This is a genomic window from Streptomyces sp. NPDC088246 (assembly GCF_044741025.1).
GTDB lineage: Bacteria > Actinomycetota > Actinomycetes > Streptomycetales > Streptomycetaceae > Streptomyces.
The window spans coordinates 1-13,944 of the sequence record NZ_JBIURV010000021.1 but is presented as its reverse complement, the minus strand read 5'-3'; the positions used below and the strand labels follow the sequence as shown (position 1 = coordinate 13,944).

Here is a 13,944-nt window from a genome sequence, read left to right as displayed (position 1 = left end):
GCGACGAGCGGGAAGCAACGATGAACACTGAACTCACCGACCCTCGCACGGGCCGTTCCCGCGGCACGGCGCCCGTCTCCCGCGAGCCCGAGGTGGCTGTGACCGTGGCAGCGGCCCGTACGGCGCTGGGCACGTGGCGCGCCCTGACCCCCAGGGACCGGGCGCGGCGCCTGGACCGGCTGGCGACGCTGATCGAGGCCAGCGCGGCAGAGTACGCGGCTCGTGAGCGGGCCGGAACGGGCAAGCCGGATACGGAGACGGCGGGCGAGATCGAGCAGGTGGCGGATCTGTTCCGCTTCTACGCGACGGCGGCACGGACCCGGACGGCCCCGGCGGCGGGCCGGCTGGTGTCCGGGCACGAGAGCTGGGTGCGCTGGGAGCCGATGGGCGTGGTCGGGGTGATCGTCCCCTGGAACTACCCGCTGATGATGGCGGCCTGGCGCTGCGCCCCGGCACTCGCCGCGGGCAACACGGTGGTGGTGAAGCCTGCGGAGACCACTCCGGACACGCTGGAACTGCTGGCGGAGCACGCCGCGCGGACCCTGGGCGAGGGCGTGCTCCAGTCGCTTCCGGGAGACCGGCGGACGGGTCGGCTGCTGGTGGAGTCCCCGGTGGACATGGTCGCGTTCACGGGCAGCGGCCGGGCGGGCCTGGATGTGGCGGCGCGGGCGGGCACGCGCCGGATCAGCCTGGAGCTGGGCGGCAACGCCCCGGCCGTCGTTCTCCCGGACGCCCCGGCGGACACGTATGCGTCGCTCGCGGAAGCGGCCACGTACAACGCGGGCCAGAGCTGCGCGGCGCCGGCCAGGGTCATCACTCTCACCGAGAACTACGAGTCGACGGTGGCCCACCTGACGAAGGCGATGGGTGCTCGGCTGGCAGGCCGCGACTTCGGCCCGCTGAACAACCCGGACCAGGTGGCGCGTTACGACTCCCTCGTCGCCTCCTCATCGGCGAAGCGACAGCTGGCGGCCGACATCGCAGCCCCGCCCGGCGCGGAGCACGGCCACTGGCGCGCGGCCCTTCTCCTCGCGGATCTCCCGCACGACGACCCGACGGTCACCGAGGAAGTCTTCGGCCCGCTCCTCACGGTCCAGCACGCGGACACCGTGGAGGCGGCCCTGGGCCTGGCGAACAGCGTCCCCCAGGCCCTGGCGGCCAGTGTCTGGACGACCGGTCTCAGCACAGGGCTCGATCTTGCGGCCCGCCTCGACGCGGGCGAGGCCTGGCTCAACTGCCATCTGGTGCAGACGGCGGAGCTCCCGCACGGCGGGCGTGGCTCGTCCGGCCACGGCACGGACCTGAGCACGCTGGCGCTCCAGGAGTACCAACGGCCCAAGACGGTGACGGTACGGCTGTCGCCCGGCGTACCCGAGAGCTGAGGGTGGCTTCGTGTGGTGGCGTCTGATCCGCATGCTGCGGGCACGTCACCGGTGGAGTTGGGGCGACGTCCGCCGCCGGTTCACCACTCCCAACGGGCGGTGGCTTCCGATCGCGGCGGACGGGGTCGAGCTGTTCCGGATCGCATCGGTCACGGTCAGCCGTTACCGATACCGGGCCGGCACGATCCCCAACCCATGGCAGCCTGCGAACCCCGTCTGACGGCAGAAACCGTGGAGAGCCCGTTGCGTTGAGAGGCGCCGCGGGTTCAGCGAGAGGTCCGGAGAAGCGGACCGGGAGCAATCCCGGCACCGCGCTTCGGACCTACTCAGCGGGGCGGTGACTGGCCGTCACCTGGAAGTTGTCTTCGATCCGGCCCACATGCCCAAAAGCCTCCCGGAGCCGCTCCGGCCCATATCGCGATTGCGACGGGGACAGTCAGCGAGAGGTCCCAGCCGATCACAGCGGTGAGCAGCACGCACAGCCACAGCGTCCGCGGCAGCGATGCCTACGACCGAGGCCTGGTCAACCGCCTGATCCACTCGTCCCTGACGACACCACCACTCCAGGCGCCTGCATGTACACCTGATGACCTCCGAACTATTTGACCGATCATCACACTTTGGGAGTATGTGTTGAAAGTCTCGACTGTCAGGGTAATTCTGAATCGACTCATCGTCTCCGGCCCAAAGGCGAGTTGGTCTCCATCGTCCGATTCACACGGCGATGCGGCTCTCGCCTGCACGAGACATGGGCGGCATCCCGCATCGCGAACAAGGGGTATGCCATGTCTGTCCTGACCGATGTCCGCTCAATTCCGCAGAGTGAGAAGCGTTTCTCACTGACCGCGTTCTTCGCCGCCGTGATTCCTGTTGGTGGCAATCCCCTGGGGGTGGCTCTCACGCCCGGCGGGACACGCGCCTATGTGGCCAACAGGTCGTCGAACGCGGTCAGCGTGATCGACACCGCCACCAACACCGTCACCGCAACCATCGCCACAGGCGCGGGGCCCACGCTCGTGGCGATGGCACCTGACGGGGCCCACGTCTACGTGAGCGTGGCCGACGCTGCACTGCTCAGCGTGATCGACACAGCGACGAACACCGTCACCGCGAGCGTCGCGGTGGGGGCGGGAGCCACGGGTGTGTCGGTCACCCCGGACGGGGCCCGCGTCTATGTGGCGAACCAGAACGCGAGCACGGTCAGTGTGATCGACACCGCCACCAACACCGTCATCGCGACCATCGCGGTGGGCAATGGGCCGACCGGTGTGACGGTCACGCCGGATGGAGCCCATGTCTACGTGGGCAACCTCGCCAGCAACACCATCAGCGTGATCGACACCGCCACCAACACCGTTGCCACCACCATCACCGGGCTTGACGGACCCGCTGTTGTGGGGATCACCCCGGACGGCGCCCACGGCTACGTCAGCAATGATGGCAGCGACACCGTTGCCGTGGTCGACATCGCGACGAACACCATTACTGGCAGCATTGTGGTGGGGGACCAGCCGCGTTTCGTAACCGTCAGCCAGAACGGCGCCCACGTCTACGTGGCGAACTACGGCTCCAACACCGTCAGCGTGATCAACACCGCCACCAATACGCTCGCCGGGAACCTGCGCGTCGGGGAAGGACCAACCGGCGTCGCCGTCACCCCGGACGACTCCCGCCTCTACGTGACCAACACCGACGCAGGCACACTCAGCGTCATCCCGCTGACCCTGATCCCCAACGAGGGAAGCACCGCGGGCGGCACCATCGTGACCGCCAACGGCCACAACCTCGCCAACGCCACCGCCGTCCACTTCGGCACCGCCAGCGCCACCATCCTTACCAACACCGCGACCTCGATCACCGTCGTCAACCCTGCCGGGGCCGGAGCGGTCCCCGTGACAGTCACCACCCCCGGCGGCACCGGCTTCCTGGGGGACTTCATCTACTTCCCAGCCCCCCAGGTCAATGACGTCAGCCCCACCGAAGGCCCCTCCGACGGCGGCAACACCGCCGTCATCACCGGCTTCAACCTCGCCGGCGCGATCTCCGCCTCCTTCGGCCCCAACCCCGCCACCATCCAGTCCGCCACGGACACCCAGCTCACCGTCACCGTCGCCTCCGCCCAGAACCCGGGCACGGTCCCGGTCACCGTGACCACCCCCGGTGGAATTGCGGCCGGCCCCGATTACACCTACTGGCCCCAGCCGACCATCACCAACGTCACCCCCAACACCGCATCGACCAGCGGCGGTACCCCCGTAACCCTCACGGGCATCCGACTCGCCACCACGCAACAGGTCACCTTCGAGAACGTCCCCGCCGACTTCTCCGTCATCTCCGACACCCAGATCAGTGCCATCGCCCCACCACAATCGGCAGGCCAGAACATCACCATCTCGGTCACCACCGCCGGCGGCAGCACCTCCTGGAACTCCTTCACCTACCAGGACAACCCGTCCGTCTGAAAAGCAAGTCGGACAGCCTCCCGGGCCCCGCCGCAAAGCGCCCAGCCCCGGCACGGCGGCCCGCGCACCCCGGCAAGAGGGATGGCCGCGCGCGACGGCGGGGATGCGACCGTGTGTGGCGAAACAGGTGGCCGGATCGATCAGGAATCGAGAAGCGCGGGTCACGAAGCCGCATCTAGTCTGACCGTCATGGACATCACCATTCACACGAGTTTCCTCCCGCACGACGACCCGGACGCGTCCCTGGCCTTCTACCGCGACGCCCTCGGCTTCGAGGTCCGCAGCGACGTCGGACAGGGCAAGATGCGCTGGATCACGGTCGGCCCCGCCGACCGGCCCGGCACGTCCATCCTCCTGGCGCCGCCGGCCGCCGACCCCGGGGTCACCGAGGACGAGCGCCGCATCATCGCCGAGATGATGGCCAAGGGCACCTACGGCTGGATCCTGCTGGCCACCCGGGACCTCGACAGTACTTTCGAGAAGCTGCAGGCCGGCGACGCCGAGGTCGTCCAGGAGCCGACCGAGCAGCCGTACGGCATCCGCGACTGCGCCTTCCGCGATCCCGCGGGCAACCTGGTCCGCATCCAGGAGCTTCGCTGAGCCGTCCGGTCATCGATTCGGCCATGATGGCCGGCGTCGCGACCACCTGCGAAGAATGCGGCGGCCGGCGCTTCCGGGCCGCTGTCCTCGACCACCCCTCGGCGACCGCACCATCGCACAGGTGCTCGCGGTCGGCCGCCGAGGCCGAGGCGCGCACGCCGGCCGCCCACAAGGGCGGCGTCCACATCCCCGCCGAGCCGACCACGGCCTCCATCCCACCGACGTCGAGCAGTTGCTCGACCGGCTCGACGACTCCGGCAAGCCGGTCAGCACCTCGCCGCCTGCCCCGGCATGCAACCCAGGTGCTCGTGGTCATCGATGAAAAGGAGTTCTCTCATGTGTCACCCCTCGTGGGGGCGCGCACGCACCACGGCGCAGCGCCTGAGCGACCTTGCGCGACTGCGCCGCGTCCGCGACAGGATCGACCGGGAGTACGCGCAGCCGCTGAACGTCGAGGCGCTCGCCCGCGGCGTGAACATGTCCGCCGGCCACCTCAGCCGCCAGTTCCGGCTGGCCTACGGCGAGTCGCCGTACTCATACCTTATGACGCGTCGTATCGAGCGCGCGGCAGCACTGCTGCGTCGTGGCGACCTCAGCGTCACCGAGGTCTGCTTCGCGGTCGGCTGCTCATCCCTGGGCACCTTCAGCACCCGTTTCACCGAGCTGGTCGGCATGCCGCCCAGCGACTACCGGCGCCGCGCAACGGGCGCTGCGGCCGGGATGCCACCGTGTGTGGCAAAACAAGTGACAAGACCGGTCAGGAATCGAGAAGCGCCGGTCGCCGAGCCGCAACTAGCGTGATGGCCATGGCATCCATCGAATCCGTCACCCTCGACGTGGCCGACCCCACGGCCGCCAACCACTTCTACACCACGGCCTTCGGTTTGGACACACAGGTGCGCCTGCGGGCCTCGCAGGCACCGACGACCGGCTTCCGCGGGTTCACGCTGTCGCTCACGGTGTCCCAGCCGGCCACCGTCAACGGCCTCATCGACGCCGCCCTCGACGCCGGCGCCACGCCGCTGAAGCCTGCCGCGAAGTCGCTCTGGGGCTACGGCGGCGTCGTACAAGCCCCGGACGGGACGGTCTGGAAGGTCGCGACCTCGGCGAAGAAGGACACCGGCCCGGCCACCCGGCAGTTCGACGAGATCGTGCTCCTGCTGGGAGTCGCGGACGTGACCGCGAGCAAGCGGTTCTACGTCGGCCGAGGCCTCGCCGTGGCGAAGAGCTTCGGCGGCATGTACGTCGAGTTCGCTGCTGGGTCGAATCCCGTCAAGCTGGCGCTGTACAGGCGCCGCGCCCTTGCCAAGGACGCCGGTATCTCTCCCGACGGCACCGGAGCGCACCGCATCACGATCGGTGGCGATGCCGGGCCTTTCACCGACCCGGACGGGTTTGCATGGGAGGCCGCATCGCCGGCACTCGCGCCCTGAGTGTCCCTGCTGCCTGCCCTGCCTGGTCGCCGGTCACGAGACGGCAGCCTGGCTCGGGGCGGTGCCGGGTGCCGAGCTGATGCGCCCGCCGCGGCCGACCGCCATCGTCACTCGGACCGGGTCCATCGCACGCCTTGCCGGCTGTGGGGTTCGGGGCGCGCGGTTCAGAGACCGACGTCGCGGCTGTTGATGTCGGCGAGGGATTCGCGGCGGACCAGCAGCCGCGCGCGGCCGTCGTGGACGGCGGCCACCGGCGGGCGGCCGACCGCGTTGCAACTGGACGCCATGGAGAGGTGGTAGGCGCCCGCGACCGGGATGGCGACCAGGTCGCCCGGGTCACCGCGCGTCTGGTCACGGTGACCTGGCCAACCAGGTCGGGGCGGAACTCGACACGTCCGGCCACGCCCACGCTTGACGGCACGGACCCGTCACGCCTCGGCACCCCCACATTCTGGTCACATCAGCCTGGCCAGATCGTGGTTGAGTTCGACGACATTGACGCGTTCCTGACCCAGAAATCCGAGAACACGTCCCTGGACGTGGTGGGCGACCAGCCTCTTGACCTCGACGGGGTCGAGGCGGCGGGCCTTCGCGACACGGTCGACCTGTTCGTAGGCGTACGCCGGGGAGATCGCCGGGTCGAGCCCGGAGCCGCTGGCGGTGACGGCGTCCGCGGGGACGGACGTGGGCGGGACCCCGTCGAAGGCGGCGACGGCAGCACGGCGGTCCCTGACGGTCTCGATCAGGTCGGTGTTGTTCGGGCCCAGGTTGGAGGCGCCGGAGATCGTGGGGTCGTAGCCGCCGGCGGACGGGCGGGGCTGGAACCACTTGGGGTCGGGGCGCAGCGGCTCCCTCGCGTCCTGGGGATTCTTCTTCGGCAGGGCGAAGTTCTGGCCGATCAGGCTGGAGGCCACAGGCGTGCCGTTCGTCGTCAGCAGGGAACCGTTGGCCTGGTGGGAGAGACCGGCCTGGGCGATGCCGGTGACGAGCAGTGGATAGGCGATGCCGGTGATCACGGTGAACGCCAGCAGCATCCGCAAGGCGGTCAGATGGTGCTGGAGTACGGGGGGAAGGTGGGTGCGCACCGTGGGATCGCCTTCTTCTCTCGTCGGGCCGTCTGTCAGCGCAGGCCGGGGAGGAACTGAATGAAGAGGTCGAGCAGCTTGATGCCCACAAAGGGCAGTACCAGCCCGCCGAGCCCGTACATCCAGATGTTGCGGCTGAGCAGTGTCGCGGCGGAGGACGGCCGGTAGCGCACGCCGCGCAGCGCCAGCGGGATCAGCGCGATGATGATCAGCGCGTTGAAGACGATCGCGGAGGCGATCGCCGAGGTCGGGCTGTGCAGGCGCATGATGTTGAGCTTGTCCAGGCCCGGGTAGACCATGGCGAACATCGCCGGAATGATCGCGAAGTACTTCGCCACGTCGTTGGCGATCGAGAACGTCGTCAGCGCGCCGCGGGTCATCAGCAGCTGCTTGCCGATCTCGACGATCTCGATCAGCTTGGTCGGGTTGGAGTCCAGGTCCACCATGTTCCCGGCCTCCTTCGCGGCCGAGGTACCGGTGTTCATCGCCACGCCGACGTCCGCCTGGGCGAGCGCGGGCGCGTCGTTCGTACCGTCGCCGGTCATCGCGACCAGCTTGCCGCCGTGTTGTTCGCGGCGGATCAGGGCCATCTTGTCCTCGGGCGTGGCCTCGGCGAGGAAGTCGTCGACGCCCGCCTCCTGCGCGATGGCGCGCGCGGTCAGCGGGTTGTCACCCGTGATCATGACGGTTCTGATGCCCATGCGGCGCAGCTCGTCGAACCGCTCCCGCATGCCCTCCTTGACTACGTCCTTGAGGTGGATGACGCCCAGGACGCGGGCGGTCGGCGTACCGCCGCGCCGGGACACCTCGCCGACGACCAGCGGGGTGCCGCCGCTCGCAGAGATTCCGTCGACGATGCCGCCGACCTCTGCCGTGGGGTGGCCGCCGTTGTCACGGACCCAGCGCATCACTGCCGTCGCCGCTCCCTTGCGCAAAGACAGGGTTTCCTGAGGATCGTTGAGGTCGACACCGCTCATCCGGCTCTGAGCGGTGAAAGGTACGAACTGTGCCCGGTCCAGTTCTCCTTCGCTACGGCCACGAAGCGCGTACTGCTGCTTGGCGAGGACGACGATCGAGCGGCCTTCAGGCGTCTCGTCGGCGATCGACGACAGCTGGGAGGCGTCCGCGAGCTCCTCGATGCTCACCCCGTCCACCGGCAGGAACTCGGCGGCCTGGCGGTTGCCGAGGGTGATGGTGCCGGTCTTGTCGAGCAGGAGGGTATTGACGTCGCCCGCGGCCTCCACCGCGCGTCCGGACATCGCCAGTACGTTGCGCTGCACGAGCCGGTCCATGCCCGCGATGCCGATCGCCGACAGCAGCGCGCCGATCGTCGTAGGGATCAAGGCCACCACGAGGGCCGCGAGGATGACGATGGGCTGCTCGGCCCCCGCGAAGATGGCGAAGGGCTGCAGGGTCGCCACCGCGATCAGAAAGATGATCGTGAGGGATGCCAGCAGGATGTTGAGCGCGATCTCGTTCGGCGTCTTCTGCCGCGCGGCCCCCTCCACGAGGGCGATCATCCGGTCGATGAAGGTCTCCCCCGGCTTCGAGGTGATTTTCACAACGATCCGGTCCGAGAGCACCTTGGTGCCGCCCGTGACCGCCGACCGGTCGCCGCCCGATTCGCGGATCACCGGCGCCGACTCGCCCGTGATGGCCGATTCGTCGACGCTCGCGATGCCCTCGATCACATCGCCGTCGCCGGGGATGGTCTGCCCGGCCTCGACGACGACGTGATCGCCCAGACGAAGGTCGGCGCCCGGAACTTCCTCCTCGGCGGCGTCGGTCGCGCCCGGCCGCCAGCCGGTGAGACGGCGGGCCTTCGTCGTCGTCTTGGTGCGGCGCAGGGTCTCCGCCTGGGCCTTGCCGCGTCCCTCGGCCACGGCTTCGGCAAGGTTGGCGAAGACCGACGTCAGCCAGAGCCATGCCGTGATCACCCAGGCGAAGACGCTGGGCGCCCTGATGGCCGACAGTGTGGTCAGCACCGCCCCGACCTCCACCACGAACATGACGGGGTTGTGGACCATCGAGCGCGGATCCAGCTTGCGCAGAGCGTCGGGGAAGGACGTCAGAAGCTGCTTGGGATCGAGCAGTCCGCCCGAGACCCGGTACTGCTGACGCCCTGCGCCCGGTGGGGTGGGAACGGGAGTGGTGGTCGTGGACATCAGTGCAGACCCTCCGCAAGGGGGCCGAGTGCGAGCGCGGGAAAGTACGTCAGACCGACAACGATGAGGATCACTCCGGTCAACAGCCCGACGAACTGCGGCCGGTGAGTGGGCAGGGTGCCCGCGGTGACCGGAACCGGCTGCTGCCCGGCGAGCGAGCCGGCGAGTGCCAGGACGAACACCATCGGCAGGAACCGGCCGACGAGCATGACCACACCGAGTGTGGTGTTGTACCAGACGGTGTTCACGCTCAGCCCCGCGAACGCCGAGCCGTTGTTGTTCGCAGCCGACGCGAAGGCGTACAGGACCTCGGAGAAGCCGTGCGGTCCGGAATTGAGCATGGCGGCCCTTTCACCCGGGAATGCCATCGCGAGCCCCGCACCGACCAGCGCGAGTGCGGGCGTGGTCAGGATGTAGAGCGAGGCGAACTTCATCTCCCGGCCCCGGAGCTTCTTGCCCAGGTACTCGGGCGTACGGCCGACCATCAGTCCGGCGACGAAGACCGCGACGATCGCCAGGATCAGGATCCCGTAGAGCCCGGAGCCGGTGCCGCCGGGCGCGATCTCCCCCAGCATCATGTTGAAGATCGTCATTCCGCCGCCGCCCGGCGTGTACGAGTCGTGGAAGGAGTTGACCGCTCCGCACGACGTAAGGGTGGTGGACACGGCGAACAGGGCCGAGGCCCAGATCCCGAACCGCGTCTCCTTGCCCTCCATCATTCCGCCGGCCGCGTGACCGGCCGTGCTGCTGACGCTGTGCAGTTCGTTGGCGGTCACGATGGCGACCGATGCGGCCCAGATCAATGCCATCACGGCAACAATCGCGTAGCCCTGTCGGTTGTCGCCGACCATCGTCCCAAAAGTCCGCGGCAGCGAGAACGCGATGACCAGCATGAGGTAGATCTCGATCAGGTTGGTGAAGGCGTTGGGGTTCTCGAAGGGGTGTGCAGAGTTCGCGTTGTAGAAACCGCCGCCGTTGGTGCCAAGTTCCTTGATGGACTCCTGGGAGGCGACGGGGCCACCGGTCACGCCCTGGTGCCCGCCCGCGATGGTGGTGATGTCGTGGATTCCATGGAAATTCTGAACGGAACCGGCGGCCACCAGAACGATCGCGAAGACAAACGCAAGGGGCAGCAGAACGCGCAGCACAATCCGCGTCAGGTCCACCCAGAAATTCCCGACGCGATCGGTCTGCTTCCTGCTGAAACCCCGGATCAGCGCGGCCACGACGGCGATACCCACGGCCGCGGAGACGAAGTTCTGCACCGCGAGGCCCGCCATCTGGACCAAGTGGCCCATGGTCGACTCGCCGGAGTACGACTGCCAGTTGGTATTGGTGACGAAGGATGCCGCGGTGTTGAACGACTGGTCCGTGGTGACCGGCTTCATTCCCAGGGACAGCAAGAGATGGTTCTGCAGGCGCAGAAATGCGTACAGGAACAGGACCGATACTGCGGCGAAGGCCAGGATGCTGCGCAGGTAGACGGACCACTTCTGGTCGGCGTCGCCGTTCACTCCGCCTGCCCGGTAGATCAGGCGCTCGGCCCGCCAATGGTGATCGGTGGTCAGGACGCGGGCCATGTAGCCGCCCAGCGGGCGGAACGAGAGACCTAGCGCGACCACCAGGGCGAGTACCTGGAGCCATCCCGCGAGAGTGTCGTTCATCCGGACCTTCTCCTAGAACTTCTCGGGGAAGATCAGGCAGATGACCAGGTAGATGACGAGGCACGCGGCAACGATCAAGCCGACGATGTTTTCCACGCTCACAGGCGTCCGACCCCCTTGGCGGCCAGGCCGATGAGGACGAACACCACTACCGTGAGGCCGATGTACGCGACGTCCGACATGCGCGAGGCACCCCGCAGAGTCATCAGGGGCAGGCTTGTTCAGCCTTCCCGGTTGGAATAGGGGGTTGATCCGGAATACGAGGTTGATTCATTTCTGACGCTATATCAGTTGACTTCGAGAATGCCCTGCCGTCCTGTGCGCCGATGGGATGACGGTGGAGTGCAGGGATTCACTCGACGCGGCCCGATGTCGCGCTGCCGCCGGGCGCGGAACTCGGAAGAGTGAGCATCGCCGTGAAGGCGGGGCCCTCAGCGGTCGTCTCCAGGGTCCCGTCCATGGCCTCGGCCAAGTCGCGCGACAGCCGCAGAGCCAGGCTGTCGGCCCTGGTACCCGGAGCCCGGGAGGCCGCGGCGATCAGTTCCGGACCTCGGACGGGCACGCCGTCCTTCACCCGAATCTTCACGCAGCCGGCCTGGACCTCGGCGGTGAAGACGGGGGGCCGGTCCGGCGGACTGTGACGCAATGCGTCGGCCCCCAGTGCGGCCAGGGCGCGGGTGAGGAGAGCAGCGTCCGCGATCACGTCGGGCAGCTGTTCCGGCAGATGCAGAACGATCGAATGGCCGCCGGGCCCGAGGTCGTCCAAGGCAGCGCCCAGCACCTCGTTGAGGTCGACCGGGCGGAGGTAGAGATCGAGTGCCCCGGCGTGCAGACGACTCACATCGTCGAGATCGGTGACCAACTGCGCCGCACGGTGCACCGCCGCGCGGGCAGCGTCCAACAACTGTGCCTCCTCCGGGGCAGGCGCGTCGGCGCGTCGACGCCGCAAGCGCACGAGCGCTGCTTCAGCGGTGTGCAGCGGAGCACGCAGATCACGGCCTGCCGCGAGAAGCAGGGATGCCCGGGTGCGTTCGGCGTCGGCGAAGGTGTCCGTGCCGCCGGAACGCCCGGCGGTCCGCCCCCGGGCATGGGCCAGCCCCAATTCGGCGGCGCATGCGGCGAGAACGCGCTGGTCCTCCGTGCTCAGTCCCGAGCCGCGAGCAGCCAGCGTGAGATTGTCGTCGACGGGGCTTTCCACATCCGCCTCGTAGGGTTTCTCCGGCGGCCGCTCCCCGGCGCTGGCGACCACGTACCAGCGGGGCACGGGGGATGCTTCCGGATCCCTTTCGAGCAGGCTGATCGCGCTGAGGCCGAAATTCTCCCGGATCTGCTCCACCAGTGCCGTCAGATCCTGGCCACGCATCATGGCGGCGGCCAGACGGCTCAACGCCCTCGCCTCCGATTTCGCGCGTACGGCCTGGTACGTACGCTGCGCAGCCGTTCCCGCTGCCGTGCCGACGAGAGCGGCTGTGGCGATGAAGACCACGAGCGCGGTGATCTCGTCCGGGCGCTCAATGGCCAGCGAGTGCACCGGTGCGGTGAAGTAGTAATCGGCGAGCAGTGCTGCAGCAACGGCGGCGAACAGCGCGGGGTAGAGGCCGCCGACCAGCGCGACCACGACGACGGCGAGCAGATAGATCACCAGGTCGCTGGAGAGGTCGAGATGGCCACGCAGCGCGGTCAGCAGGACCGTCAGTACGGGCAGCAGCATCACGGCGCCGGCCAGCGCGGCCCAGTACCGTCTTGGGCCCGTGCCACGGATCGGATGCGGAATCCTCACCACAGCAGACCCTGCTGCCTCCCTATGGGTGACGATGTGCACGTCAATAGGGCCGGACCCCTTGATCGTCCGTTCTCCCACACCTGCTCTCAGGAGGGAGGCGAGACGGCCGTGCCGACTCGCGCCCAGCACGATCTGGGTGACGTTCTCCGCCTCGGCGAACTGGAGCAAGGCGTCGACAACGTCCTCGCCAGTGGTCTGGTGGTAGGTGCCGCCGAGCGACTCCACAAGGGTGCGCTGGGTGTCCAGGACCGCCGGGTCGACGCCGGTGAGCCCGTCCTCCGGGACCACGTGGAGGGCCAGCAACTCGGTGCCGGGGGTACGAGCGCTGATCCGCGCGGCACGGCGGATGAGGGTCTCGCCCTCCGGCCCGCCGCTCAGGGACACCAGGATGCGCTCCCGGGTCTCCCAGGGAGCGACGATGCCGTGTTCCGCGCGGTAGCGCTGCAGCCCCTCCTCCACCCGGTCGGCGAGCCACAGCAGGGCGATTTCGCGCAGGGCGGTGAGGTTGCCGACCCGGAAGTAGTGGGTGAGGGCGGACTCGATGCGGTCCGGCGGATAGATGTCGCCATGGACCATGCGGCGGCGGAGCACCTCCGGTGGCAGGTCGACCAGTTCGATCTGGTCGGCCCGGCGGGCCACCTCGTCGGGCAGGGTCTCCCGCTGCGCGACCCCCGTGATCTGCCGTACCACGTCGTTGAGGGATTCCAGGTGCTGGACGTTGAGCGTGGTGACGACATCGATGCCGGCGGCCAGGAGCTCCTCCACGTCCTGCCATCGCTTGGCGTTGCGGGCCCCCGGAACGTTGGAGTGGGCCAGCTCGTCGACCAGCGCGACCTGGGGACTGCGGGCCAGCACCGCGTCGAGATCCATCTCGGTGAAGAGCGCACCGCGGTGGCTCAGCGTACGGCGGGCAATCGTCTCCAGACCGTCGGCCATGGCCGCGGTCGGCCGACGCCCGTGCGGCTCGACGAAGCCGACGACCACATCCGCGCCCCGTGAACGCAGCCGCTGCCCCTCGGCGAGCATGGTGTACGTCTTCCCGACCCCGGGGGCGGCCCCGAGGTAGATCCGCAACCGTCCACGTGCCACCGGCGGACTCCTGCCCAGGTCGCCCCCATGTCGTGCTCGCGCCCTTCCATGGTGCGCCCCTCAAAGCCGTTCCACTCGACGACACCGGCCCGGAGCCCTCAAGGGCACCCTCGGGGTGTATCGCGTCCTCGGCGGACTGCGGTGACTCGTGCAGGCCGCGCAGACGGGAGCCAGTCCTCGGATCTCAGAGGGTGTTCGGTACCGTTTCATGCTGCCGCGGGCGGTTTCGGGCGGAGGTATTGCCCGATTTGGCTCGGGCTCGCGGTCAGCCTGCTGACCAT

The 13,944-nt window shown here is 68.6% G+C and carries 10 protein-coding genes and 1 pseudogene; 5 read left to right on the top strand and 6 right to left on the bottom strand.

The genetic code is table 11. The annotated features are described in order from the left end of the window. The first annotated feature begins 20 nt into the window (after positions 1-20). The 5 genes from ACIPEK_RS26670 to ACIPEK_RS26650 all read left to right on the top strand — a co-directional run bounded on the left by ACIPEK_RS26670 (position 21) and on the right by ACIPEK_RS26650 (position 5,877). Positions 21-1,382 carry an aldehyde dehydrogenase family protein gene (locus ACIPEK_RS26670; RefSeq protein WP_402000771.1) on the top strand — a complete coding sequence of 454 codons (1,362 nt, stop codon included), beginning with the start codon at positions 21-23 and terminating at the stop codon, positions 1,380-1,382. A gap of 785 nt (positions 1,383-2,167) precedes the next feature. Next, entirely contained in the window at positions 2,168-3,844 is a 1,677-nt protein-coding gene (locus ACIPEK_RS26665) for an IPT/TIG domain-containing protein (RefSeq protein ID WP_402000768.1), read from the top strand. 189 nt (positions 3,845-4,033) lie between these two features. Then, positions 4,034-4,444: a VOC family protein gene (locus ACIPEK_RS26660; RefSeq protein WP_402000765.1), complete on the top strand. Its 411-nt coding sequence runs from the start codon at positions 4,034-4,036 to the stop codon at positions 4,442-4,444. Between the two features lie 336 nt (positions 4,445-4,780). Beyond that, positions 4,781-5,245: a helix-turn-helix transcriptional regulator gene (locus tag ACIPEK_RS26655; protein WP_402000763.1), complete on the top strand. Its 465-nt coding sequence runs from the start codon at positions 4,781-4,783 to the stop codon at positions 5,243-5,245. 5 nt (positions 5,246-5,250) lie between these two features. After that, positions 5,251-5,877 (top strand): glyoxalase, encoded by a 627-nt coding sequence (locus tag ACIPEK_RS26650; RefSeq protein WP_402000760.1) that lies wholly within the window; start codon positions 5,251-5,253, stop codon positions 5,875-5,877. A gap of 164 nt (positions 5,878-6,041) precedes the next feature. Here the strand turns inward: ACIPEK_RS26650 and ACIPEK_RS26645 are convergent. The 6 genes and pseudogenes from ACIPEK_RS26645 to ACIPEK_RS26620 all read right to left on the bottom strand — a co-directional run. Continuing rightward, positions 6,042-6,212, bottom strand: a pseudogene (locus ACIPEK_RS26645) (diaminopimelate decarboxylase); the annotation flags it as partial. A 120-nt stretch (positions 6,213-6,332) separates the two neighbouring features. Continuing rightward, positions 6,333-6,962, bottom strand: a complete 630-nt coding sequence (gene kdpC, locus ACIPEK_RS26640; RefSeq protein WP_402000757.1) for a potassium-transporting ATPase subunit KdpC — start codon at positions 6,960-6,962, stop codon at positions 6,333-6,335. A gap of 35 nt (positions 6,963-6,997) precedes the next feature. Continuing rightward, positions 6,998-9,127: a potassium-transporting ATPase subunit KdpB gene (kdpB, locus tag ACIPEK_RS26635; protein WP_402000754.1), complete on the bottom strand. Its 2,130-nt coding sequence runs from the start codon at positions 9,125-9,127 to the stop codon at positions 6,998-7,000. After that, positions 9,127-10,791, bottom strand: a complete 1,665-nt coding sequence (kdpA, locus tag ACIPEK_RS26630; RefSeq protein WP_402000751.1) for a potassium-transporting ATPase subunit KdpA — start codon at positions 10,789-10,791, stop codon at positions 9,127-9,129. Before kdpA ends, kdpB begins: the two co-directional genes overlap by 1 nt. A gap of 12 nt (positions 10,792-10,803) precedes the next feature. Further along, on the bottom strand, positions 10,804-10,893 hold the full coding sequence (gene kdpF / locus ACIPEK_RS26625) for a K(+)-transporting ATPase subunit F (RefSeq protein WP_093898595.1): 90 nt from the start codon (positions 10,891-10,893) through the stop codon (positions 10,804-10,806). Positions 10,894-11,143: 250 nt separating this feature from the next. Beyond that, positions 11,144-13,663, bottom strand: coding sequence for a DUF4118 domain-containing protein (locus tag ACIPEK_RS26620; RefSeq protein WP_402000748.1), 2,520 nt, complete (start codon positions 13,661-13,663; stop codon positions 11,144-11,146). Positions 13,664-13,944: the final 281 nt, after the last annotated feature.

Excerpts from the sequence above, each read along its gene's own strand:
- kdpB (WP_402000754.1), bottom strand. The coding sequence starts at position 9,127 with ATGTCCACGACCACCACTCCCGTTCCCACCCCACCGGGCGCAGGGCGT.
- kdpA (WP_402000751.1), bottom strand. The coding sequence starts at position 10,791 with ATGAACGACACTCTCGCGGGATGGCTCCAGGTACTCGCCCTGGTGGTC.
- ACIPEK_RS26650 (WP_402000760.1), top strand. The coding sequence starts at position 5,251 with ATGGCATCCATCGAATCCGTCACCCTCGACGTGGCCGACCCCACGGCC.
- ACIPEK_RS26665 (WP_402000768.1), top strand. The coding sequence starts at position 2,168 with ATGTCTGTCCTGACCGATGTCCGCTCAATTCCGCAGAGTGAGAAGCGT.
- ACIPEK_RS26660 (WP_402000765.1), top strand. The coding sequence starts at position 4,034 with ATGGACATCACCATTCACACGAGTTTCCTCCCGCACGACGACCCGGAC.
- ACIPEK_RS26655 (WP_402000763.1), top strand. The coding sequence starts at position 4,781 with ATGTGTCACCCCTCGTGGGGGCGCGCACGCACCACGGCGCAGCGCCTG.
- ACIPEK_RS26670 (WP_402000771.1), top strand. The coding sequence starts at position 21 with ATGAACACTGAACTCACCGACCCTCGCACGGGCCGTTCCCGCGGCACG.